The sequence below is a fragment of the Halarcobacter bivalviorum genome (assembly GCF_003346815.1).
GTDB classification, from domain to species: Bacteria; Campylobacterota; Campylobacteria; order Campylobacterales; family Arcobacteraceae; genus Halarcobacter; species Halarcobacter bivalviorum.
The window spans coordinates 321,840-346,815 of the sequence record NZ_CP031217.1 but is presented as its reverse complement, the minus strand read 5'-3'; the positions used below and the strand labels follow the sequence as shown (position 1 = coordinate 346,815).

The following is a 24,976-nucleotide window of genomic DNA, read 5'->3' as shown; positions in this document are numbered from 1 at the left end:
ATGAGTATCAAACATACTTAATAAGTATGCTCTGTACTCACATTGTTTGAGTTTAAAGTTTTAATGTTAAGTCTTTCACAATTATTAAATACTATTTTAAGTACTTAATAAGATAGTAGTCCAAGAAATTATATAAAAAAGCCAAACGATCTATTAGTACTAGTCAGCTAAACGTCTTACAACGCTTACACATCTAGCCTATCAACCAGCTAGTCTTGCTGGGATCTTCAGGGAAAGTTCATCTTAGAGTTGGCTTCGAGCTTAGATGCTTTCAGCTCTTATCACATCCGTACATAGCTACCCAACGATGCCCTTGGCAGAACAATTGGTACACTAGTGGTACGTTCATCCCGGTCCTCTCGTACTAGGGACAAATCTCTTCAACTTTCCTACGCCCACGGAAGATAGGGACCGAACTGTCTCACGACGTTCTGAACCCAGCTCGCGTACCGCTTTAAATGGCGAACAGCCATACCCTTGGGACCTGCTCCAGCCCCAGGATGCGATGAGCCGACATCGAGGTGCCAAACCTCCCCGTCGATGTGAGCTCTTGGGGGAGATCAGCCTGTTATCCCCGGCGTACCTTTTATCCTTTGAGCGATGGCCCTTCCACACAGAACCACCGGATCACTATGACCGACTTTCGTCTCTGTTCGACTTGTATGTCTCACAGTCAAGCTAGTTTATGCCATTATACTCAACTGGCGATTTCCATCCGCCATGAACTAACCTTTGTAAGCCTCCGTTACTTTTTAGGAGGCGACCGCCCCAGTCAAACTACCCACCAGACATTGTCCTGAATGAGGATAACTCATCCCAGTTAGTAACTCAAATATTCAAGGGTGGTATCTCAAGGATGGCTCCACTAGTACTGGCGTCCTAGTATCAAAGCCTCCCACCTATCCTGCACATGAATATCCAAGCTACAGTGTCAAGCTGTAGTAAAGGTGCACGGGGTCTTTCCGTCTTTCCGCGGGTAGGAGGAATTTTCACCTCCACTACAATTTCACTGGATCCCTGGTTGAGACAGCTCCCATCTCGTTACGCCATTCATGCAGGTCGGTATTTAACCGACAAGGAATTTCGCTACCTTAGGACCGTTATAGTTACGGCCGCCGTTTACTCGGGCTTCAATCAAATGCTTCGCTTACGCTAACATCATCAGTTAACCTTCGAGCACCGGGCAGGCGTCACACCTTATACATCCACTTACGTGTTAGCAAAGTGCTGTGTTTTTGGTAAACAGTCGGGAGGGACTCTTTGTTGCAACCTCTTCCGCTTTTGAGAGCAAGTCTCTATACAGAAGTAGGCACACCTTATACCGAAGATACGGTGCTAGTTTGCAGAGTTCCTTAACCAGGGTTCTTCCACGCGCCTTAGAATACTCATCCCACCCACCTGTGTCGGTTTACGGTACGGGCAACATATAATATACTTAGTGGCTTTTCTTGGCACGACAGTATCATCGATTCCGAATCTTCCCCGGAGGGCGTCAACGGCCTGTAAGATCTCGGTCTAACGTTACCCGGATTTGCCTAAGTAACAACCTACGTCCTTCGACCCACTATTCCATCAGTGAGCTCGATTAACTCTATGCGTCCCCACATCGCGCTTATATGTTGGTATTGGAATATTAACCAATTTGCCATCGTCTACCCCTTTCGGACTCGACTTAGGACCCGACTAACCCTACGATGACGAGCATCGCGTAGGAAACCTTGGGTTTTCGGCGAAGAGGATTCTCACCTCTTTTCTCGCTACTCATGCCTGCATGCTCACTTCTATCCGCTCCAACGCTCCTTACCGGTACATCTTCAACGCTGAATAGAACGCTCTCCTACCACTCAATAAATTGAGTCTAAAGCTTCGGTGTACATCTTAGCCCCGTTATATTTTCCGCGCAGAATCACTAGACCAGTGAGCTGTTACGCTTTCTTTAAAGGGTGGCTGCTTCTAAGCCAACCTCCTGGTTGTCACAGTAACTCCACATCGTTTTCCACTTAGATGTAACTTTGGGACCTTAGCTGTTAGTCTGGGTTGTTCCCCTCTCGACGGTGGATTTTATCACCCATCGCCTGACTCCCTAGATTACACATGTAGTATTCGAAGTTTGATAGGGTTTGGTACCGCGGTGAGCAGCCCTAGCCCAGTCAGAGCTCTACCCCTACATGCTACTACTAGAGGCTATACCTAAATATATTTCGGAGAGAACCAGCTATCACGAAGTTTGATTGGCCTTTCACCCCTATCCACAGGTCATCCGAAGACTTTTCAACGCCTACCGGTTCGGTCCTCCACTGGCTCTTACACCAGCTTCAACCTGCCCATGGATAGATCACTTCGTTTCGGGTCTGCAGCATCTGACTAATTCGCCCTATTAAGACTCGCTTTCGCTACGGCTTCGTACTTGACTTAACCTTGCCAGACACCACAACTCGCAGGCTCATTATGCAAAAGGCAGTCCGTCACCCTGATAAATCATAGGGCTCCGAATGATTGTAAGCTAATGGTTTCAGGTTCTATTTCACTCCCCTCACTGGGGTACTTTTCACCTTTCCCTCACGGTACTTGTTCACTATCGATCTGTAAGTAGTATTTAGGGTTGGAGGGTGGTCCCCCCGGATTCAGACAAAATATCACGTGTTCCGTCCTACTCAGGATACCATTAGAGCTATTGAAAATTTCGATTACAGGAGTATCACCTTCTATGCTGTAGCTTTCCAACTACTTCATCTATCTTCTTTAGTCTCATGTTATGGTCCTACAACCCCCTATGCAAGCATAGGGTTTGCCCTAATCCGCGTTCGCTCGCCGCTACTAACGGAATCTCATTTGATTTCTCTTCCTCTGGTTACTGAGATGTTTCACTTCACCAGGTTCGCCCACTTTCGTGTAACATATATCTCTATATGCTGGGTTGTCCCATTCGGAAATCTCTGGATCAATGCCTCTTGGCGGCTCCCCAAAGCTTATCGCAGCCTAGTACGTCCTTCATCGCCTCTTACAGTCAAGGCATCCACCATTAGCCCTTAATAGCTTATTTATTTGAGATAAAGTAATTTCTTACTTTAACCTTTTTGAATAATTATTCCTTGGCTACTATCTTATTAAATACTTCTGTATTAAATAAGTTAGTTGTGTCTATCTATTTTATTAGATATGAAATTTTTTGTTTTTTAAATCATCTTCATACGAAAGATATTGATTTAAACGAAAAAATTAAAGACTTTAACATTAAATTTTTAAATATCATGCTATCTTAAAAAAATTCTCATTTTTTCAAGGTAACGCATTTTGGTTGTATAAAACCAAATATAAATTCAATCTCTTTTGAACTTATATTTAGCTTTTTAATAGATGGTGGAGATAAGCGGGATCGAACCGCTGACCTCCTGCGTGCAAGGCAGGCGCTCTCCCAGCTGAGCTATATCCCCAACATTTAACCTATAACTTTAACAGATTATTTATAATGGTGGGCCTACCAGGACTTGAACCTGGGACCTCACGATTATCAGTCGAGCGCTCTAGCCAGCTGAGCTATAGGCCCATTTGTCACCTATTTTAAATAACCTTTATAAACCGAACATGAATTACTGCTATCTTTGATAGCTTTGGAAGTTAGAAACGAATCTAACTTCTCTTCTCTGAAAGGAGGTGATCCAACCGCAGGTTCACCTACGGTTACCTTGTTACGACTTCACCCCAGTCGCTGAATCCACTGTGGAGGGTAGCTATCTTAGCATCCCCGCTTCGAATGAGTTCAACTCCCATGGTGTGACGGGCGGTGAGTACAAGACCCGGGAACGTATTCACCGTAGCGTTGCTGATCTACGATTACTAGCGATTCCAACTTCATGCACTCGAGTTGCAGAGTACAATCCGAACTGGGAGATATTTTTGAGATTTGCTCCACCTCGCGGTATTGCGGCTCTTTGTATACCCCATTGTAGCACGTGTGTAGCCCTGGACGTAAGGGCCATGATGACTTGACGTCGTCCACACCTTCCTCCTGGTTGCCCAGGCAGTCTCGTTAGAGTTCTCAGCCGAACTGTTAGCAACTAACGACGTGGGTTGCGCTCGTTGCGGGACTTAACCCAACATCTCACGACACGAGCTGACGACAGCCGTGCAGCACCTGTCCTACAGTTTCTGCAAGCAGACACCAATCAATCTCTTGAAAGTTCTGTAAATGTCAAGTCCAGGTAAGGTTCTTCGCGTATCGTCGAATTAAACCACATGCTCCACCGCTTGTGCGGGTCCCCGTCTATTCCTTTGAGTTTTAATCTTGCGACCGTACTCCCCAGGCGGTACACTTAATGTGTTAACTGCATTACTGCCATGTCTAGCATGGCAACAACTAGTGTACATCGTTTAGGGCGTGGACTACCAGGGTATCTAATCCTGTTTGCTCCCCACGCTTTCGCGTCTCAGCGTCAGTAATGTTCCAGTAGATCGCCTTCGCAATCGGTATTCCTTCTGATCTCTACGGATTTTACCCCTACACCAGAAATTCCATCTACCTCTCCCATACTCTAGGTTACCAGTTTCAAAAGCAGTTCTATGGTTGAGCCATAGGATTTCACTTCTGACTTAATAACCCGCCTACACGCTCTTTACGCCCAGTGATTCCGAGTAACGCTTGCACCCTCCGTATTACCGCGGCTGCTGGCACGGAGTTAGCCGGTGCTTATTCATATAGTACCGTCATTATCTTCCTATATAAAAGGAGTTTACGCTCCGAAAAGTGTCATCCTCCACGCGGCGTTGCTGCATCAGAGTTTCCTCCATTGTGCAATATTCCCCACTGCTGCCTCCCGTAGGAGTCTGGACCGTGTCTCAGTTCCAGTGTGACTGATCATCCTCTCAAACCAGTTAGGCGTCATTGACTTGGTGAGCCATTACCTCACCAACTATCTGATACCATACAGTCCCATCCTCGAGCACTAAAGCATTTCCCCAGCATACTTATGTATTATGGGCATATAGGGCATTAGCAGACGTTTCCATCTGTTATTCCTTTCTCGAGGGCAGGTTAACTATACATTACTCACCCGTGCGCCACTTAGCTGACAACTTAAGCAAGCTTAAGTCCGTTCTCGTTCGACTTGCATGTGTTAGGCACGCCGCCAGCGTTCACTCTGAGCCAGGATCAAACTCTCCATAAAAAAAAGTTTAATTCTCTGACTATTTAGTAACTCTTCAGTTACAAAATAAATCTCATTGTAAAGCATTAGCTTTGTTATTAAGCTCTCTTCGATAATTAATTATCTTAGATTACTTGTTAAATAGACAAGGATATATTTACATATATTCTTGTTTGTTGTAATTTCATATTCGGTTTATAAAAGTTATTCATAAACCTTCTAAATTGTTAAAGATCTCCCATCTCTTCGAAACTCTAGTGACTCTCTTTTTGAGTCGTTCCTCTGAAATTGGACGGGAATTATAATAGATTTTTTTCCCTTTGTCAAGGCTTTTTTCTAAAAGTTTCCTTAAATTTTGAAATTCTTCGGCTTTTACTGTTTTTTTACTATTGTTTTGCCTTATTTAGCCCTATAAAGCCACTTTTTGCTTCTATAAAAATTGTTTTTTCTTTTAAATTTTTATCAATTAGTTTAATTTCACATCTCTTTTTTAATTCAAATTCATTAAAACTATTATCTTTTGTACTTAATTTTGTATAAACTTTTCCATCACTACCAAAAGATATTTGTCCTAAACTATCTGTTGAATTACAACTTATATCTACTTTTACAATATCAAACTCTTTTGTAAGTAATACATATTTGCTTCTTTTACTATTATATTCACAACTGTTTGTTGCATAAACTCTTTTTTTTGTTAAAGGATCTAGTAAACTTTCATTTTCATTTGGATGACCTAATTTATTTGTATCACTATATATAACATAATAAAGTCCACTATTGTTACTACATCTAAAAAACTTCATTGTCCATCTTTGTTTATGCCATTGATTATCACTAAGATTTTTTTTATCATCAATTAGAGCTTGATATCTTGTTTGTTTTAAATATAGTTCTATTCTTTTTGTAGCTTCTTGAAGTTTATTGTTTGTTGGGGTAAAATAAAAATATGAGGAAATTAATATTAATAAGAAGATGGCAAAGATTAACTCTAAAAGAGAAAAACTATTTTTCATCTTCTTTTATTATGTATGCTGTTAATAAAACTTTACTGAAATATTCAACATCTAGTTTTAAATCATAATAATATTGTTCTCTTGTAGTAAGATAATATTCATTACCTGACTCAATACCATAATATCTCAATCTTAATAGAAGTTCTTTATCTTCTGAGTCAATATAATTGATATTTCTACTCTTTAATAAAGAAGCTAACTCTTTTGCACAATTATAATCATAGGCAAAATGTTTTTTTGGTTCTTCTATTAATAGATATAGTGGTTTATAAAATAGTGTTAAACTTACATTTAATACTAATACGAATAATGTTGCAAAAGTTAAGTAATAGTGTTTGATTCTAAATTGAGGAAGTCTTATTCTTAAATTATGAAAAAATAGTTTTACCATATATGGTAAAAAGATTACAACAAAGGGTGCATAATCTTCTATATATATTCTTTGTCTAAATGATAATAATAAAGAGAAAAATAAAGAAGTTGTAGAAACATACCATGTTAGTGTTTTATTCTCTTTTATTCCTGTTCTATATATAGAGTAGAAAAAGAAGATAAAAAGTAAAGGAGAAAAAATAGAAGCATAGATTGCAAAAGTATCAATTAAGAACCCTTTAGGTTTTCCTCCTGTGTCAAAACCATATATCCCCATTGAAAGACCAAAAAGTAATAAAGAAACAATAAGTAGATTGTTATCTTTCTTTTTTAATGAATAAAAAAACAGTGCTAAAAAGAAAATCGCATATGAGTTATCTAAAAATAAAAATAAAAATAGAAGTATATATGAGTGTTTACTTGTTACTTTATAAATGTATATATATAAAAGAGTAAAGAAAGTAACTATCACTGCACTATTTACAAGAAGTGAAGCACTTAAAAGACCAGGTAAGATAGAAAAAATTGCTAAGTTTATATATCTATCTGACTCTCTTTTAAAAAAGCCTTCAGTAATTTTATACATTAATACTACTGATAAGATATAAAGTAGTAAAAAAGGAAATCTTAATGCAAAATCACTTTGTCCTAAGATTGTTGTTGAAGCATTTGTAATAATAGACAATAAAGAGTTGTTTACAAAAAAGTTCAATGCCTCTTTATATGAGATACTAAGAGTTGAAATATTATAAGCTAGTGCACTTAATACTAAAAAGAAAAAAAGTAAGAATATATATTTATATGCACTAGTCAGAGTTTTCATATTTTCAAGAAGTTATCTATAATCTTATGTCCATGTTCACTCATGATTGATTCAGGGTGAAATTGTACTCCATAAATCTCTTTACCTTTAATTTCTAAAGACATAATCTCTTCATCATCTGTACTATAAGAAGTTGGTACAATAATATTAGGTAAATCATCTTTTTCAACAGTTAATGAATGGTATCTTGTTTGAATAAATTCTTCAGGTAAATCTTTAAAAATTTTAGTCTCTTTTATTTGTTTTATATTTGAAGTTTTTCCATGCATCATATTTTTTGCTTTTATAACTTTTGCTCCAAATACTTGTGCAATACTTTGATGCCCTAAGCAAATTCCTAAAATTGGTTTTTTATCACTAAAATATTTAATTGCTTCTAAGCATATACCTGCATCATCAGGAGTTGCAGGCCCTGGAGAGATTATAATTTTTTCGGGATTTAGTTTTTCTATCTCTTCTATAGTTAATTCGTCATTTCTAATTACTTTTAAATCAGCACCTAATTCTAAGCAGTACTGAACAATATTATATGTAAATGAATCGTAATTATCAATCATTAAAATCATTAATTTGCTCCTATTTTTAGAATAGGCATTATAGCAACATATATATTAAATACATATGGATTATATTTTAGATTATTTTGATATACTTCCCAAATGTATAAATATAAAGTCATTTTCTTATTACTTTTCACTGTTATTTCTTCTTTATCTGCCAAAGAAAAAGTCTCTTTACAACTTGATTGGTTACATCAATTTCAGTTTGCAGGATACTATATTGCCAAAGAAAAAGGATACTTTGAAGAAGAGGAATTAGAGGTATCTATTAAAGAGTTTAACTTTGATGTTGATTTAGTAAATGATGTCTTAACTTCAAAGTCAGAATATGCCGTAGGAAAATCCTCTTTAATAATTGATAGATTAGAAGGTAAAGAGATTATTCTTTTAGCTGCTATTTATCAAAATTCTCCCATGGTTTTAATCTCTTTAGATAATTCAGATGTTAAGACTATAAAAGATTTAAAAAATAAGAAAATCATGCTAACTCCTGATGCAAGATCAGCAGCAGCAATAAACTCAATGCTTATCTCTCAAGGTTTAAATTTAAATGATATTAATTTTCAAACACACTCTTTTAAACTTGAAGATTTAATTTCAGGAAAAACAGATGCAATGGGTTGTTATCTTTCAAATGAGCCCTATATTTTAAAATCAAAAAATATTGATTTTACTATTCAGAATCCAAGTGACTATGGTTTTGAATTTTATGGAGGTTTACTTTTTACTTCAAAAAAAGAGCTTGAAGAAAATCCTGTTCGTGTAAGAAAAATGCATAAAGCTATAATCAAAGGCTGGAAATATGCTTTTGAAAATATTGAAGAGACAGCAAAAATCATTTTTGATAAATATAATACTCAAAATAAAAGTTTAGACTCTTTGATTTATGAAGGAAATATCTTAAAAGAGCTTGCTCAAGTAGAACAAAATAAATTAGGAAATATTAGTACAGAAAAAGTTGAAGAGATCAAAAGATTATATCTCTTATTAGGTTTAAGTAATAGTGTTATAAATTTTAAACTTGAAGATATTATTTATGATTCTAAAAAGATTAATTTATCATTAGAAGAAAAAAACTATATTAGCAATAATCAAGTAAGGCTAATTTCTAATTCAACATTTCCACCTTTTACCTTTGAAAATAACAATAAACTTTCTGGAATTGAAATAGACTATTGGAATCTTTTAATTAAAAAGCTTAATCTACATGGAAATATTGAAGTAATAAATAATAATAAAAAAGCAAATAGTAGTATAGATAAAAATTTAAACAATGTAAAATATGCTTTTGGAAACAGTGATTATGAAAATTTAGATTCTAACTTAACTATAAAAATAGATGATATAAAACTTGCTTTAACAACTTTAGTGGATAAACCTTATAGTTTATCAATAGATGAACTTAAAGGTAAAAAAATTGCTATTACTAAATATGCTTCTTATTATAAGGATTTAAAAAAGAAGTATTCAAGAATTGAGTTTGTAGAAGTAAAAAATATAAATGAAGCTTTTGATTTACTTCAAGATAAAAAAGTATATGGAATATTAGGTAAACTTCCTGCTCTATCGTATAATATTACAAAAAAATCTATCTCAAATACTAAAATATCTGGGATTTTTAAAGAAGAATATGAGATAAAACTTCATGTAAATAAAGAAAATGAAGTCTTATTAAATATTTTAAATAAAGCTATTTCTACAATTACAGATGAAGAGAGAAAAACAATTAGGGATAAATATAACTCTATAATCTATGAACCAGAAAAAGACTACTCTTGGGTTTATAAAGTTATCTTTTTTCTAATTACTATTATTTTTATAATTGTATTTAACAATAGAAAATTAAATAGAGAGATAAAAAAAAGAAAACTAGCAGAGAAAGAGCTTTTTAAAATTGCTAATTTAGATAGTTTAACAAATATTTACAATAGAAGAAAACTTGAATTTATTTTAAATACTGAAGTACAAAGAGAACAAAGATATAAAAGAGGTCTATCTTTAATCTTTTTTGATGTTGACAATTTTAAAAAAATAAATGATGAATTAGGTCACTCGATAGGAGATGAAGTTCTTGAAAAAATCTCTTCTATTGTTAAACAAAGTGTTAGAAAAACTGACTTCTTTGGAAGATGGGGAGGAGAAGAATTTATTATTATCCTACCTGAAACAAATAAAACACAAGCAAAAAATATTGCTTATTTATTAAAAGAGAAAATTGCAACTTTTGATTTTCAAATAAATAGAACAGTAACTTGTAGTTTTGGAGTATCTCAATTTGAAGAGACAGATTGTGTAGATTCTTTATTAACAAGAGCAGATAATGCCATGTACTTCGTAAAAAGAAATGGTAAAAATGAAGTTAAAGTAGTATAAAACTACTTTAACATAATTGGAATTTCTTTATAAACTCATCAGATATATCTAAAATTCCTCTATCTCTTAAACTTTCAATAACCTCTTTTGTACAATCTACATCATCAGGCCATCTTCTTTTAAAATTATCAAGATTATTTTTATTTGTTCCATCTAAACAAATAGTATTATTTTCTATATATAAATCTCTATTTGAATCAATATTATTTACAACTCTCCATAAAAGCATATATGGATTATTTACATCATTTTGATTTGAAGCATCTACAATTATCAAAATTTTGATATTCTCATAAAGAGGTTTTAAATCATCAAAAAGTGCTTTTTGATTTCTTTTTTTGTCAACTGTAATAACTGTTACTGGATTTTTTGTATTTGTATAATATTGTTTTAAATCTTTAACCTCATCAGTAATTTCTTGTATTTTTGCTAATAATTCTTCATCACTTAGTAGAGTAATTCCTAACTTAGATACTTCTTCTCCTGTACAATCAAGTCCTAATTTTCCACCTACAGCAAATTTTGGGCTTGTATGGTCAAGTGCATCGACAACTCCTCTTGAAATAAGAAGTTCATCAATATCAATTCTATTTAAAATATATTCAGTAACTGATTCATAATCTGTTAATTCAGGTGCATCTTCATTTACAAAAATAGCATGTTTTACAAATGACATTTGCCCTACTCCCCAAAAGGCATGCATCATTTGAGAAGCATGACCAGGATATAAAGTTTTAATTTTTGCAATAATTAGATTATGGAATACTCCATTTTCAGGCATACAATAATCAATTAGATCAGGAGCGGTTGTTTTTAGAAGTGGTAAAAATATTCTCTCTGTTGCATGTCCCATATATTTATCTTCTAATGGTGGTTTTCCAACTACTGTTGCTAAATATGTTGGCTGTTTTTTATGAGTAATAGCTGTTACTTCCATAAAGGGATACTCTTCTTCTAATGTATAATATCCTGTATGGTCTCCAAATGGTCCTTCTATTCTTAGTTTACTTGTATCAACAAAACCTTCAATTACAAAATCATTATCTCTTGGAACATATATATCATTTGTAATTGATTTCACAAGTTGTGCATTTTTATTTTTTACAAATCCATAAAGCATTAGTTCAAAAATACCAATAGGAAGAGGAGCTTGTCCACACCAAATATACATAGGGTCACCACCTATTCCAATTGAAACAGGCATCTTCTTTCCAGCTTTTTTATATTCATGGAAAAAGTGATTAGAGTCTTTATGAATTTGCCAGTGCATTCCTAAAGTATTATCTTCATACACTTGCAGTCTATACATACCTAAGTTTTTCATTTCACCATTTAATGAAGTTGTATAAACTTGTCCCATTGTAATAAATGGTCCTCCATCTTGTTCCCAAGTTGTTAGAATTGGTAAATCAGAAAGTTTAGCTTCACTTCCTAATTTTATTACTTCTTGACACTCCCCTTTTCCTCTATTTTTCTTTGGAATTGTATTTTTAAGAGCAAATAATTTTCCAAAAGTTGAAAGTTTCTCACTTAATGTTGTTGGTGGTTTCATTTTTAGTAAAGATTCTATCTCTTTTCCTATTTTATCTCCATCACCTATGAAAAGTTTTACAGCTTTTTCATTACAAAATACATTCATTAATACTGGAATATCAAATTTTTTATTGTTTTTTCTATCCACTACATTTGTAAATAATAGTGCTTTAGAATCCTCTTTTTTAACTTCGACATATGCTATATGTGGTATCTCTAAGTAAATATCTAATTCATCATCTATAACTTTTAGTAAGTCATTTTTCTTTAATAGTTCAATAGCTTCTTTCATTTCTTCCTCGTAGTAAACCAATTATTAGTATAAGTTTTATATCATTTTATCATTAAAGAATAGTTTATAGTAGAGGTAATATATATGTTTGATGAAATTGTAAATAGAAAAGGAACATCTTGTGCAAAGTATGATGCACTAGAAACATACTTTGGATATTCTGATTTACAACCACTTTGGGTAGCTGATATGGATTTTAAAACTCCTGATGTAATAAATGAGGCAATTATAAAAAGAGCCCAACATGGAGTTTATGGGTATGCAAAACCTTCTACGAAAACATATAATCTAGTAAAAGAGTGGATGCACAAAAGACACTCTTGGCAGATAGATACGTCTTGGATTTCATTTTGTAATGGAGTAGTACCCGCATATAGTGCAGCAATTGAAGCTTTAAGTGAAGAAGATGATGAAATTATTGTTCAAACTCCTGTTTATTTCCCCCTATTTAACTCTATTAAAAACAATAATAGAAAAATAGTTAGAAATTCACTAAAAGAAAATAATGGTTACTATACTATGGATTTAGAAGATTTAAAAAATAAAATAACTTCTAAGTCTAAAATCTTAGTTTTATGTTCTCCACATAATCCAGTTGGAAGACTTTGGAAAAAAGAGGAGCTTGAAGAGTTAGCAAAGATTTGTCTTGAAAACAATCTTATTATTATAAGTGATGAAATTCATGCTGATTTAGTTTTTGATAAGTTTACTCCTATGGCATCTTTATCAAAAGAGATTTCAAATATTACTCTAACATTAAATTCTGCTGGAAAAACTTTTAATATTGCAGGTCTAAATTGTGCTTATACTATTTGTGAAAATAAAGAAATTAAAGAAAAACTTGATAAAGAACTTGCAAAAAGAGAATTAAATTCTATAAATGTATTTGGATTTACTGCTTTAGAAGCTGCATATGAATTTGGAGAAGAGTGGTTAGAGGAATTAAAAATATATCTAAAAAAGAATATAGAATTTACAAAAAATTATCTATCAAAATGTAACTCAAAAGTACAATTTTTCGAGCCAGAAGCAACATATTTGTTATGGCTTAACTTTAAAAACACAGGCCTAAAACATAAAGAAATAAAAAATATGTTATTCGAAAAGTCACAAATTGCACTTAATGATGGGAGAAGCTTTGGAGTAGAGGGAGACTCGTATTTTAGGCTAAACTGTGCACTTCCAACAAGTGAATTAGAGAAAGGTCTGAGTAAAATAGTTACATATTTTTAGCCTTGTTTACCCTATAGTATTACAAATCTTCTCACTAAATTTTAAACTTACAAGAATTTTTAACATATGACCAAATAGTAACACAATTTATAGTACAATTTCTTAAACATTCTAATAAATGGGATAGATTATGTCGACACATTTAGTTCTTTCATCTGTGATATTTGTCTCTATTGCTTTTATCTTAGTAGGAGTATTTCTACTAACAAAGTACTTAGGGCCAAACAATACACAAGATAAATTAAAAAACACAGTTTACGAGAGTGGTGTTTCCAACCCTGTTGGAACTACGAACATTAGGTTTTCTATTAAGTTTTACTTAGTAGCGATTGGATTCTTATTATTTGACGTAGAAATAATCTTTATGTTTCCATGGGCTGTTAATATAGTTGACCTTGGCTATGCAGGTTTAGTAAAAATGTTTATTTTTATTGGACTACTTTTTGCTGGTCTTATTTATATGTATAAGAAAAAGGCGTTATCATGGGATTAGGAGCTGAAGCTAACTTAGGTGATTCAATAATCACTACTAAACTTGACGAAGCAATTAACTGGGCTAGATCATACTCAATGTGGCCAATGGCATTTGGTACTGCATGTTGTGGTATTGAGTTCATGTCAGTTGCAGCTGCGAAATATGATATATCAAGATTCGGAGCAGAGGTTGTAAGATTCTCGCCAAGACAGGCAGACTTACTTATTGTTGCAGGAACTATTACTTATAAACAAGCTCCTGTTTTAAAGAAAATTTGGGACCAAATGTGTGAGCCTAAATGGGTTATCTCTATGGGAGCATGTGCTTGCTCTGGTGGATTTTATGATAACTATACAACACTACAAGGAATTGATGAAGTTATTCCAGTAGATGAATATATTTCTGGATGTCCTCCAAGACCAGAAGCTGTTTTAGATGCAATTATGAATATTCAGAAAAAATCTTATAATGAGTCTATTATCAAAGATAGAGAAAGAAACTTCAAAGGGATTTTAGATGCTTAAAACAGATATGCTTATTGATGCAAAAGATATAAAATCAACAATTTCAAGATTAAAAAACGAAGAAGACTTTACACTTTTACTTGATATTACTGCTGTAGATTATATGGAATATCCAGATGTTACTCCATCAAGATTTGCAGTTATTTATATTTTAAGAACAAGTAACTTTAAAAAACAAATTTCAATTAAAGCTTATGTAGATGATAACACTTTAGAAGTAGACTCTATTACTGACCTTTATTTTGCAGCAGATTGGGGAGAAAGAGAGACTTTTGACCAATATGGAATTAGATTTAAAGGTCACCCTAACTTAAAAAGAGTATTAAATCACCACCAATTTGTTGGACATCCATTAAGAAAAGATTATCCAGTAACAAAAGGTCAAATTTGTACTGAAACTGAAGATTTAATGGATGAGATGATTCCTCTATTAAAAAGAAAAGGTTATACTGAAGCTGATATGGAAGACTTAATGATGTTAAACGTTGGTCCTTCTCACCCTGCTTCTCATGGTACAATTAGAAACTTCGTTGCAATGGAAGGTGAAACAATCACTGCTTGTGTAACTGAAGTTGGTTACTTACATAGAGGTTTTGAAAAGTCTTGTGAAACTCATACATACTCACAAATTATTCCTTATACTGATAGACTTAACTATTGTAGTGCTATTTTAAATAATATTGGATATTCAAAAGCTGTTGAAGATATGTTAGGAATTGATATTACTCCTCGTGCAAAAATGATTAGAGTTATCATTGGTGAGCTTTCAAGAATCACTGACCATATTGTTTGTAATGCTGCAAATATGGTTGACCTTGGTGGTCTTACAAACTTCTGGTACATCTTCGCACCAAGAGATAAAGCTTATGATTTATTATCAAAACTAACTGGTGCAAGACTTACTAACTCTTATACTAGAATTGGTGGATTAGAATTCGACCTTTATGATGGATTTGCTGAAGATTTAGATGCAGTTATCAAAGATGTTGAAAAAGCTATTGAAGATTCATTATCTTTAATTGAGCACAACAGAATCTTCCATGATAGAACACAAGATGTTGGTGTTATTAAACAAGATTTTGCAATTAGTGCAGGTATTACAGGACCAAACTTAAGAGCAACAGGAGTTGCATTTGACTTAAGAAAAGATGCTCCATATTATGGATATGAAAACTTTGATTTTGATGTAGTTGTTGGTTCTCATGGTGATGTATATGACAGAATCATGGTTAAGTTTGAAGAGATGAGACAATCAATTAGAATCATTAGACAAGCAATGAAAGAGCTTCCAGATGGACCACTTAATGTTGATCATCAAGGAATTTTCTTACCAGCTAAAAAAGATGTATATGGAAATATTGAAGGTTTAATGAACCAATTTAAATTAACTTTTGAAGGTATCAAAGTTCCTAAAGGGGAATATTACGGATACACAGAAGGGGCAAATGGAGAGTTAGGTTTCTATATTGTTAGTGATGGTTCAGGAACTCCATATAAAGTTAAATGTAGACCACCATGCTTCTACTCTTTAGGTGCTTATGCAAGAATTGTAGAAGGTAATATGTTAGCTGATGCTGTTGTTACAATGGCAAGTATGAACTTTATTGCAGGGGAGTTTGATAGATAATGGGTAAATTTAAATATACAGAAGAGAATGAAAAAGAGTTCCAAAGAATTGCTAAAAAATATCCAAAAATTGATGCAATGATGTTACCTGCTTTATGGCTTGTTCAAGAGCAAGAAGGTTGGGTAAGTCCAGATGCAATGGTTTTTGTAGCTGATAAATTAGGGAAAACTCCAATTCAAGTTTATGAATTTGCAACATTTTATACAATGTTCAACTTAAAACCAATTGGAACATACCATATTGAGTTATGTAAAACTCTATCTTGTATGGTTATGGGTGCTCCTGAACTTAAAAAGTTTATTAAAGATACTTTAGGTATTGGACCAGGAGAGACTTCTGCTGATGGTAAATTCCATTTTAGTGAAGTTGAATGTCAAGGGGCTTGTGGTGGTGCACCAATGATTGCTTTAAATAATCAGTACCATGAAAACATGTCAATTGAGAAACTTGAAAAGATTATTAAGGAGTGTAAGTAATGGCAGTTGAATTAGTAAAAATTGTTAGTAAAAACTTCGACATTCCTGATTCTCATAAATTAGAAGTTGCTTTAAAAAATGGAAGATATGAGTCTATTGATAAAGCATTCTCAATGCAACCTGATGAAATCACAGAAGAAGTTTGTAAATCTGGATTAAGAGGAAAAGGTGGTGGTGGTGCTGCTTGTGGACCAAAATGGAAATTGATGCCACCTATTGATGAAAGACCAAGATACTTAATCGTAAATGGAGATGAATCAGAGCCTGGAACATTTAAAGATAGACAAATTTTCCAATATGATCCACATTTATTAATTGAAGGTATTATTTGTTCATCATATGCAATTGGTGCACATGATGCATATATCTATATTAGAGGTGAATATAAATGGTTCATCGATAGACTAAATGAAGCAATTGATGAAGCATATGAAGCTGGAATCATTGGTGAAAAAGTAATGAACAAATATGATTATAGAATTGACATTACTGTTCACAGAGGTGGTGGAGCTTATATTTGTGGTGAAAAATCTGCTTTAATTGAATCAATTGAAGGTAAAAGAGGACACCCAAGACTTAAACCACATGGTAAAGAGTGTGAGTGGTTTTATGGAATGCCTGCAACAGTAAATAATGTTGAGACAATTTCATCTGTTCCAAATATAGTACTAAATGGTTATGAATCATATACTAAATGGGGAACTGAAAGAGCACCTGGAACTATGCTTTTTGCGATGAGTGGTCCAGTAAAAAATCCTGGAGTTTATGAACTTCAATATGGTGAAAAGATGCTTGATGTTATCAATGATATTGGTGGTGGTATGAGAGATGGACTTAAGTTAAAAGCAGTAATTCCTGGTGGAGCTTCTTGTCCTATTTTAACTGCTGAAGAAGTTGAAAAAGCACAATTAGATTATGAATCTATGTGGGATATTGGTTCAACCCTTGGTACTGGTGGAATGATGATTATTCCAGAAGGTACTTCAATGGTTGAAGTTGCAAAAAACTTAATTGAATTTTATCACCATGAGTCTTGTGGACAATGTACTCCTTGTAGAGAGGGAACTGGTTGGATTGATAAAACTATCAAAAAGATTTTAGAAGGTAATGGTTCAGATGCAGATCTAGACACTATTATAGATGTATGTGGAACAATGAATGGAAAAACTATTTGTGTATTTGCACCTGCAGTTAAAGACATTATCCAAAGCATTGTTGAAAAATATAGACATGAATTTGTTGAATACTTTAAAAACTAAAATATAAGGAGATATGAAAGATGGGAAAGAATACTTTTACACTAACAGATAACAGAAATGGTAAATCTTATGAGTATGATGTTTTAAGTGGGACAAGAGGACCAGACGTATTAGATATTAGAACTTTTTATAAAGATTCTGGAATGTTCACTTATGACCCAGGATATACTTCAACTGCATCTTGTGAATCAAAAATCACATTTATTGATGGTGAAAACTCTGAGTTAAGATATAGAGGTTACCCTATTCAAGAACTTGCAGGTAAGAAATCATACCTAGATGTATGTCACCTTCTTATGATGGGAAGACTTCCAAATGAAGAAGAATCAAATGCTTTTGATTTAGAAATTAGACATAGATCTTTTTTAAATGAAGGTATTATTAGATTATTTGATGCATTACCAGATGGAGCTCACCCAATGGCAACTATGGGTGCTGCAACTATGGCATTAGCAGCATTCTATAAAGATCACTTACATTTAGAAGATGAAGAACAATTCAAAACTATGAGAAGAAGAATCCTAGCTAAAATGCCTACTATCGCAGCTATGGCTTATAGAAACTCAATTGGTACTCCACTAATTTATCCAGACGTAAATAAATACTTCACTGAAAACTTCTTATATATGTTAAGAGCATATCCAGGTGGAAGTATGAAGTACCTTGGAAATGGTAAAAATGATGAAATCAAGCAAGTTGAAGTTGATGCATTAGATGCAATTTTAACTTTACATGCAGATCATGAACAAAATGCTTCTACAACTACTGTTAGAAATGTTGGTTCTACTGAGGCTCACCCTTATGTTGCGATTGCTTCTGGTATCTCTGCTTTATGGGGATCTGCTCACGGTGGAGCAAATGAAAAAGTTATGGACCAATTAAAATTAATTGGTGATGTTAAAAATGTACCAACTTATATTGCAAAAGCAAAAGATAAAAATGATCCATTTAGACTTATGGGATTTGGACATAGAGTTTATAAAAACAGAGACCCAAGAGCTGAAACATTAAAAGGATTACAAGATAAATTAAGAGAAGAATTAAACTTAGATTCTAAATTATTAGATATTGCTGCAGCAGTTGAAGAAGCTGCATTAAGTGATGATTACTTCAAAGATAGAGGATTATATCCAAACATTGACTTCTACTCAGGTGTAATTTTAACTGCACTTAAAATTCCAGTAGAGATGTTTACTCCTATTTTTGTTATTGGAAGAATTCCAGGATGGATTTCTCAATGGTCTGAATTAAAGCAAGATCCTACTGCAAAAATTGCTAGACCAAGACAGCTATATACAGGTAAGTAAGAAGTGTCAAAAAAAGGAGATGACGCACTATGAGTGAATTAGTTAAATTTTCAGTAAATGGGGAAGAACACGAGGCAAAAAAGGGTAGTCTTTTAATAGACACTCTTTTAGACCGAGATATTCATATCCCTCATTTTTGCTACCATCAAGCCTTAGGTAAAGATGGTAACTGCAGAATGTGTATGGTAGAAATAGAAGGTCAAAAAAGACCTCAAATTGCGTGCGATACTCCAGTTAAAGAAGGAATGGTAGTAAGAACAAAAGGTGAGAATATCGAGAAAGTTAGAAAAGATATTCTAGAACTTGAACTTATTAACCACCCTATTGACTGTCCTACGTGTGATCAAGCAGGAGAATGTAAACTGCAAGATTATTACATGGAATCAGGTTTCTATGAATCAAGAGTAAATGTAAGCCAAAAAGTAACTGCAAGAAAAAGAGTAGATTTAGGTTCTAATGTAATGTTAGACCAAGAAAGATGTGTACTTTGTACAAGATGTGTTAGATTTTGTTCTGAAATCACGGGTACTAACGAACTTGGAGTAATTTCTAGAGCAGACCACTCTGTAATTGGTACATTCCCAGGAAGACCTCTTGATAATCCATATGCAATGAATGTTGTAGATTTATGTCCAGTTGGAGCATTAACATCTAAAGATTTTAGATTTAAACAAAGAGTATGGTTTATGGAATCTTTTGATGCTATTTGTAATGGTTGTTCAATGGGATGTAATATTCATGTAGACCATAGAAAAGAGAAATATAAAGATGACCAAATCTTTAGATTTAGACCAAGAGTAAACAAAGATGTAAATGGTTGGTTTATTTGTGATGAGGGTAGATTATCTTACAAAAATGAAGAAGAAAATAGATTTGTAACTCCTTTAGTAAACTCAACAGAAACTGAGTTTAGTAACACTGTTACAGGAATGTATAAAACAATTACAGAAAAGAATGATACTCTTTTTGTTTTAGACCCTTCATTATCTTTAGAAGAGATGCAAAATATTTGTAAATTAGCTGAAGCTGTTAAAGGTGAAGTTACTGGTTATTCACCACAATATATTGATGAAACTTTTGGTGATGATTATTTAAGAAAAAGTGATAGAAGTGCGAATAGAGCTTCATTCAAAGAGTTAAATATTGATGAAACAGAAGAAGGATTCAATAAAAAGATTGCAAAAGCTAAAGTTGTGGTTATTTTAAATAACAACTACTTTGATCAAAATTTAGATGCTTTAGAAGGTAAAACTGTTATTGGTTGTTTTTCACATAACTGTTTAACTATCTCAAAAGCTACTATTGCTATACCAATTGCATCTTTCTATGAGAAAAGTGGTACTTATATTAACTTTGAAGGTAAAAAACAAAAAGTTATTTCAAAACTTAAAAAAGATAACCCAATGGAATCAATATCTTCACTTATTGAACATATTAAATCTATGGTTAACAAAGGTAGTCTATGAGTACAGCTGCAATAGTAATTATAATCGTAAACATTCTACTTGCTAAAATTTTATCAGTTGGAACAACTCCAATTATGGTTTGGTGGGAGAGAAGAGTAGCTGGTTTTATTCAAGATAGAACTGGTCCAAATAGATGTGATATCGGGGGAATTAGACTTGGAGGATTAATCCAAGCAATCGCCGATATGTTAAAGCTTGTATTTAAAGAGGATTTTACTCCTGCACATATTAAAGAAAAATTTCTTTATACAATTGCTCCTGCTCTTGTATTTATATGTTCATTTTTAACAATGGCTGTTATTCCTTTTGCTGATAACTTAGTTGTTGATGGTGAGAGTTTTATGATGCAAGCTATTCCAACTCAACTTGGAATTATGTGGTTCTTAGCATTTGCTGGTTTATCTGTATTTGGTATTATCTTAGGTGGATATTCATCTCAAAATAAATATGGTCTATTAGGTGGGATTAGAGCTTCTGCACAAGTTATTTCTTATGAAGCAGCAATGGGATTATCAATTATTTCTGTTTTATTAACATATGGTTCAATCAACTTAAATGATATGGTACAAGCTCAAGGTGGAACAATCTTTGGTGTTATTCCAGCATGGGGTATTTTTATGCAACCATTAGCTGCCTTAATCTTTATTGTTACAGCATTTGCTGAAACAAATAGAACACCTTTTGATATTGCGGAGGGTGAATCTGAGATTGTTGCAGGTTACCATACTGAATATTCTGCTATGAGATTTGGTCTTTTCCAAGTTGGGGAATATGCTGCAATGAGTGCTTCTTCTGCAATTATTGTAACTTTATTCTTAGGTGGATATCAAATTCCTTGGATGGATACTGCTACTATTCAAAATAATATCAACTATGTTATTTTAGCTATTGTTATTTTATTACCAATAAAAGCTTACCTTTTTGGTAAATGGATGAGCAAAAACTATGACTGGCTAGATAAAAATGATAAGAGACAAAGAGAAAAGAATATTTTAATTAGAGGATTCTGGTTAATTGCAATTGTTATTTGTGCTGTTTTAATTATGTTCTTAGTTACAGGACTTGGTGAAAATGGTGTTAATATTGCAACAGCAGTTATCCAAATTGGTACATTTGTAGCTAAATTCTTATTTATGAACTTTGTATTCATCTGGATTAGATGGACACTTTTAAGATTTAGATATGACCAATTACAAATGTTAGGATGGAAAGTTCTTATTCCATTAGCAATATTAAATATTGTAATAACAGCAACATTTGTTGTAGTAACAGGAAGTTAATATGGGAATTAAAATTGTAGAAAGACACGGAAAGTCTCTAAAAGATAGATTATATATCCCTGCAATTGTAGGTGGGATGAAGACTACTTTTAGACACTTTAGAGAAAATTTAAGTGATGTATCAAATCTTAAAACAATGCAGTACCCTGAAGTTCAACCTGATGATATTACAGATAGATATAGAGGTGTTCACAGATTAACAAAGTGGGACGATGGTAGTGAGAAGTGTGTTGCTTGTTATATGTGTGCAACTGCTTGTCCTGCACAATGTATCTTTATTGATGCAGAAGAGAGATTTGACGAGGTTGCTGAGAAAAGACCTAAAGAGTTTAAAATCGACCTTCTTGAGTGTGTATACTGTGGGTATTGCGTAGAAGCTTGTCCTTGTGATGCAATTAGAATGGATACGGGAATTTTTAGTTTCACAGGAAGTAAAAGAGAAGACTTCGTAGTTGATAAAAAATACCTAATGTCTAATGAACGTTCAAAGGATTTTGATAATGAGTGATTTAATATTTGTAGCACTTAGTATCTTTGCTGTACTTGGTGCAGTTATGATGCTAGTATATAGAAACCCAATGTACTCAGCACTTGGACTATTAGTTTCTATTTTATCTGTGGCAGGTCTGTTTGCTTTATTAAATGCAACATTCCTTTTCATGGTTCAAATTATAGTTTATGCTGGTGCAATTATGACACTAATTCTATTTTTACTTATGTTTCTTAATATTAAAGAAGAGCATCTTCCTAAAGAGCCTAAGAAATATATGTTAATTGCAGTTGGTGCAATAATAATGATACCTTTTAATATGGTTATTTTAAAAGCTGTATCAAATCTTCCTGATGCTGACATGAATATCATGGCAAACTCAGATTTTGGAGATATCAAACCAATTGGTATGCTTTTATATAATGATTGGATTTTAGCATTTGAATTAATTTCTATTCTTCTATTAGTTGCACTTGTTGGTTCAATTGTTTTAGCAAAAAGAAAAAAATCTAAGAAGGAGAATGCATGATTAGTTTAACATCTTATGCTTTTGTCTCTATGATTCTTTTTTCTATTGGTGTTATAGGTGTAATTGCTAGAAGAAATATTTTCGTTATTTACATGTCAATAGAACTTATGTTAAATGGAATTGCACTTTTCCTTATAACATTTGCAAGATATCATTTTAATATGGACCCACAAATTATTACAATTATGGTTATTTCAATTGCAGCAGCAGAAGCAGCAATTTTCCTATCTGTAATAATCCTATTATTTAGAACGAAAAAGTCATTAGATACTGATATCTTTACAACACTAACACAAGGAGAAAAATCATGATAGATACTTCACTGTTAGTTTGGATTATTCTTGCTCCATTAATGGGTGCAATTTTAAATGGTGGATTATATTTTTACCATGTAAAAAGAAAACCAGTATCTGAAACACTATTTTCAATCATTGGAACAGGTACTCCACTTATTGCCTTTTTAATTACACTAAGTCTATTTTTAGATATGGTAGATGGTGGTGTAACTTTTAAACAACAACTTTTTACTTGGGTAAATATTGGTGATTTAAATATTACTATGGCATTTTTAGGTGATAACTTAGCTATCTTTATGTCTATGTTCGTAACTTTTGTTGGATGGTTAATTCACATCTATGCAATTGGATATATGACAGGAGATAATGGTTTTGGTAAATTCTTTGCTTACTTTAACCTATTCTTAGCATCAATGTTAATCCTTGTACTTGCAGATAACCCAGTTATTCTTTTCATTGGATGGGAAGGTGTTGGAGTTTGTTCATACTTACTAATTGCATTTTATTATGGTGATAAAGAGAATGTTATCGCTGGTAATAAAGCATTTATTGCAAACAGAGTTGGTGACTTTGGATTTATCTTAGGTATTGTAACTCTATTCTTTGCTCTTGGACAAGTAGATTTAAGCTTCTCTTCACTTGAAGCAAATATCTCTAATGCTTCTACTGGTTTATTAGCATTAGCAGGTTTCTTACTATTTGTTGGTGCTATGGGTAAATCAGCTCAGGTTCCATTATATGTTTGGCTTCCAGATGCAATGGCAGGACCAACACCAATTTCTGCACTTATTCACGCAGCAACAATGGTAACAGCTGGGGTTTATATGGTTGCAAGATTTCATTTCCTATATTCTGGAATTGAAGATATTGGTATCTTTATTGCTTATATTGGTGCATTTTCTGCTTTACTTGCAGCTGTTATTGCAACAAGACAACAAGATATTAAGAAAATCCTTGCATATTCAACAATGTCTCAATTAGGATATATGTTTATTGCTGTAGGTTTAGGTTTTTATAGTTCAGGTCTTTTCCATGTATTTACACACGCTTTCTTTAAAGCAATGTTATTCATGGGTGCAGGTGGTATTATCATTGCACTTCACCACGAACAAAATATCTTCAAAATTGCACAACATAGAGCACAATTACCAATTATTAAGTTTACTTTTCTAATTGGTGTTATCGCTATTGCTGGTATTCCTCCATTTTCAGGTTTCTTCTCTAAAGATGCTATTTTAGCAGCAGCTTTTCAAGAGGGTCAATATTTAATCTGGGGAATTGGAATGTTTACTGCATTTTTAACAGCATTCTATATGTTTAGATTATATTTTATTGTATTTGTTGCACCAACTAAAGATACAGTACCTTATGTATATACATCAAAAACAATTACTTTCCCACTTATGATTTTAGCAATTGGGGCAGTATTTGCAGGGTTCTTAAACTTCCCAGCAATTTTTGGTGGTTCACATCTAGTTGATACTTGGTTAGCACAAACAAATTCAATTAAAATTCATATGTCTCATACAACTGAGTACATTTTAATGGCTGCATCTATTTTAGTAGCAGCAACAGGTATTTTTGTTGCATATAAAAAATACGCAAACTTCGATGTTTATAAACCAGAAGATGAAAAAGGTATTATTGCTAATAAATTCTATGTAGATGAGTTCTACGATTTAGTATTTGTTCAATTCTCTAAAAAAATCTCTGTAATGATTGACAAAATTTTAGATATGAAAATTATCGATGGATTTATTATGTCAACTTGTGAACAATTTGTTGAGTTTGGTAAAAAAGTTGCAACTATTCAAAATGCTAATGTAAGATTTTATGCTGCGTTCATGCTTGTAGGTATGAGTGCTGTATTTATCTATTTATATATTTCTTTAGGATTGTAA

General features: G+C 33.1%; 18 protein-coding genes, 2 tRNA genes and 2 rRNA genes. 14 read left to right on the top strand and 8 right to left on the bottom strand.

Features of this window, described 5'->3' with window-relative positions:
• Positions 1-132 precede the first annotated feature (132 nt).
• The 7 genes from ABIV_RS01745 to ABIV_RS01715 form a co-directional block, all read right to left on the bottom strand.
• Positions 133-3,043 (bottom strand): 23S ribosomal RNA (locus ABIV_RS01745).
• 315 nt (positions 3,044-3,358) lie between these two features.
• Positions 3,359-3,434, bottom strand: a tRNA-Ala gene (locus ABIV_RS01740).
• A 36-nt stretch (positions 3,435-3,470) separates the two neighbouring features.
• A tRNA-Ile gene (locus ABIV_RS01735) sits at positions 3,471-3,547 on the bottom strand.
• Between the two features lie 100 nt (positions 3,548-3,647).
• Positions 3,648-5,165: ribosomal RNA gene (locus ABIV_RS01730) — 16S ribosomal RNA — on the bottom strand.
• The 16S and 23S rRNA genes sit together here with 2 tRNA genes alongside, the layout of an rRNA operon.
• A 365-nt stretch (positions 5,166-5,530) precedes the next feature.
• Positions 5,531-6,160, bottom strand: a complete 630-nt coding sequence (locus tag ABIV_RS01725; protein ID WP_114838256.1) for a type II secretion system protein — start codon at positions 6,158-6,160, stop codon at positions 5,531-5,533.
• Positions 6,150-7,355, bottom strand: coding sequence for a glycosyltransferase family 39 protein (locus ABIV_RS01720; RefSeq protein WP_114838255.1), 1,206 nt, complete (start codon positions 7,353-7,355; stop codon positions 6,150-6,152). The genes ABIV_RS01725 and ABIV_RS01720 overlap by 11 nt, the downstream gene beginning before the upstream one ends.
• Positions 7,352-7,921: an aminodeoxychorismate/anthranilate synthase component II gene (locus tag ABIV_RS01715; RefSeq protein WP_114838254.1), complete on the bottom strand. Its 570-nt coding sequence runs from the start codon at positions 7,919-7,921 to the stop codon at positions 7,352-7,354. Before ABIV_RS01715 ends, ABIV_RS01720 begins: the two co-directional genes overlap by 4 nt.
• 93 nt (positions 7,922-8,014) lie before the next feature.
• Here ABIV_RS01715 and ABIV_RS01710 point away from each other — a divergent pair, with 93 nt between their 5' ends.
• Positions 8,015-10,288: a transporter substrate-binding domain-containing diguanylate cyclase gene (locus ABIV_RS01710; protein WP_114838253.1), complete on the top strand. Its 2,274-nt coding sequence runs from the start codon at positions 8,015-8,017 to the stop codon at positions 10,286-10,288.
• Between the two features lie 7 nt (positions 10,289-10,295).
• Here the strand turns inward: ABIV_RS01710 and ABIV_RS01705 are convergent, their stop codons facing one another.
• Complete coding sequence (locus ABIV_RS01705; protein ID WP_114838252.1) at positions 10,296-12,113, bottom strand: menaquinone biosynthesis decarboxylase; 1,818 nt, start codon at positions 12,111-12,113, stop codon at positions 10,296-10,298.
• An 84-nt stretch (positions 12,114-12,197) separates the two neighbouring features.
• Between ABIV_RS01705 and ABIV_RS01700 the strand changes: the two genes are divergently transcribed.
• From ABIV_RS01700 to nuoL, 13 genes are all read left to right on the top strand, one after another.
• Positions 12,198-13,346 (top strand): MalY/PatB family protein, encoded by a 1,149-nt coding sequence (locus tag ABIV_RS01700; RefSeq protein ID WP_114838251.1) that lies wholly within the window; start codon positions 12,198-12,200, stop codon positions 13,344-13,346.
• A gap of 130 nt (positions 13,347-13,476) precedes the next feature.
• On the top strand, positions 13,477-13,839 hold the full coding sequence (locus ABIV_RS01695) for an NADH-quinone oxidoreductase subunit A (protein ID WP_114838250.1): 363 nt from the start codon (positions 13,477-13,479) through the stop codon (positions 13,837-13,839).
• Positions 13,830-14,345 carry an NADH-quinone oxidoreductase subunit B gene (locus ABIV_RS01690; RefSeq protein ID WP_114838249.1) on the top strand — a complete coding sequence of 172 codons (516 nt, stop codon included), beginning with the start codon at positions 13,830-13,832 and terminating at the stop codon, positions 14,343-14,345. The genes ABIV_RS01695 and ABIV_RS01690 overlap by 10 nt, the downstream gene beginning before the upstream one ends.
• Positions 14,338-15,972: an NADH-quinone oxidoreductase subunit D gene (locus ABIV_RS01685; RefSeq protein WP_114838248.1), complete on the top strand. Its 1,635-nt coding sequence runs from the start codon at positions 14,338-14,340 to the stop codon at positions 15,970-15,972. Before ABIV_RS01690 ends, ABIV_RS01685 begins: the two co-directional genes overlap by 8 nt.
• Positions 15,972-16,448, top strand: coding sequence for an NADH-quinone oxidoreductase subunit NuoE family protein (locus tag ABIV_RS01680; RefSeq protein ID WP_114838247.1), 477 nt, complete (start codon positions 15,972-15,974; stop codon positions 16,446-16,448). Before ABIV_RS01685 ends, ABIV_RS01680 begins: the two co-directional genes overlap by 1 nt.
• Positions 16,448-17,707 carry an NADH-quinone oxidoreductase subunit NuoF gene (gene nuoF, locus ABIV_RS01675; RefSeq protein ID WP_114838246.1) on the top strand — a complete coding sequence of 420 codons (1,260 nt, stop codon included), beginning with the start codon at positions 16,448-16,450 and terminating at the stop codon, positions 17,705-17,707. The genes ABIV_RS01680 and nuoF overlap by 1 nt, the downstream gene beginning before the upstream one ends.
• A 20-nt stretch (positions 17,708-17,727) precedes the next feature.
• The gene (locus tag ABIV_RS01670; protein WP_114838245.1) at positions 17,728-19,014 is read left to right on the top strand and encodes a citrate synthase; all 1,287 of its coding nucleotides are present in this window, start codon (positions 17,728-17,730) and stop codon (positions 19,012-19,014) included.
• 29 nt (positions 19,015-19,043) lie between these two features.
• A complete protein-coding gene (locus tag ABIV_RS01665) occupies positions 19,044-20,480 on the top strand; it encodes an NADH-quinone oxidoreductase subunit G (protein WP_114838244.1) in 1,437 nt (478 codons plus the stop codon).
• Positions 20,477-21,760 carry a complex I subunit 1/NuoH family protein gene (locus tag ABIV_RS01660; protein WP_114838243.1) on the top strand — a complete coding sequence of 428 codons (1,284 nt, stop codon included), beginning with the start codon at positions 20,477-20,479 and terminating at the stop codon, positions 21,758-21,760. Before ABIV_RS01665 ends, ABIV_RS01660 begins: the two co-directional genes overlap by 4 nt.
• Before the next feature lies 1 nt (position 21,761).
• The gene (locus ABIV_RS01655) at positions 21,762-22,268 is read left to right on the top strand and encodes a NuoI/complex I 23 kDa subunit family protein (RefSeq protein WP_114838242.1); all 507 of its coding nucleotides are present in this window, start codon (positions 21,762-21,764) and stop codon (positions 22,266-22,268) included.
• Complete coding sequence (locus tag ABIV_RS01650; protein WP_114838241.1) at positions 22,261-22,779, top strand: NADH-quinone oxidoreductase subunit J family protein; 519 nt, start codon at positions 22,261-22,263, stop codon at positions 22,777-22,779. Before ABIV_RS01655 ends, ABIV_RS01650 begins: the two co-directional genes overlap by 8 nt.
• Complete coding sequence (gene nuoK, locus ABIV_RS01645; RefSeq protein WP_114838240.1) at positions 22,776-23,090, top strand: NADH-quinone oxidoreductase subunit NuoK; 315 nt, start codon at positions 22,776-22,778, stop codon at positions 23,088-23,090. Before ABIV_RS01650 ends, nuoK begins: the two co-directional genes overlap by 4 nt.
• Complete coding sequence (gene nuoL, locus ABIV_RS01640) at positions 23,087-24,976, top strand: NADH-quinone oxidoreductase subunit L (RefSeq protein ID WP_228254325.1); 1,890 nt, start codon at positions 23,087-23,089, stop codon at positions 24,974-24,976. Before nuoK ends, nuoL begins: the two co-directional genes overlap by 4 nt.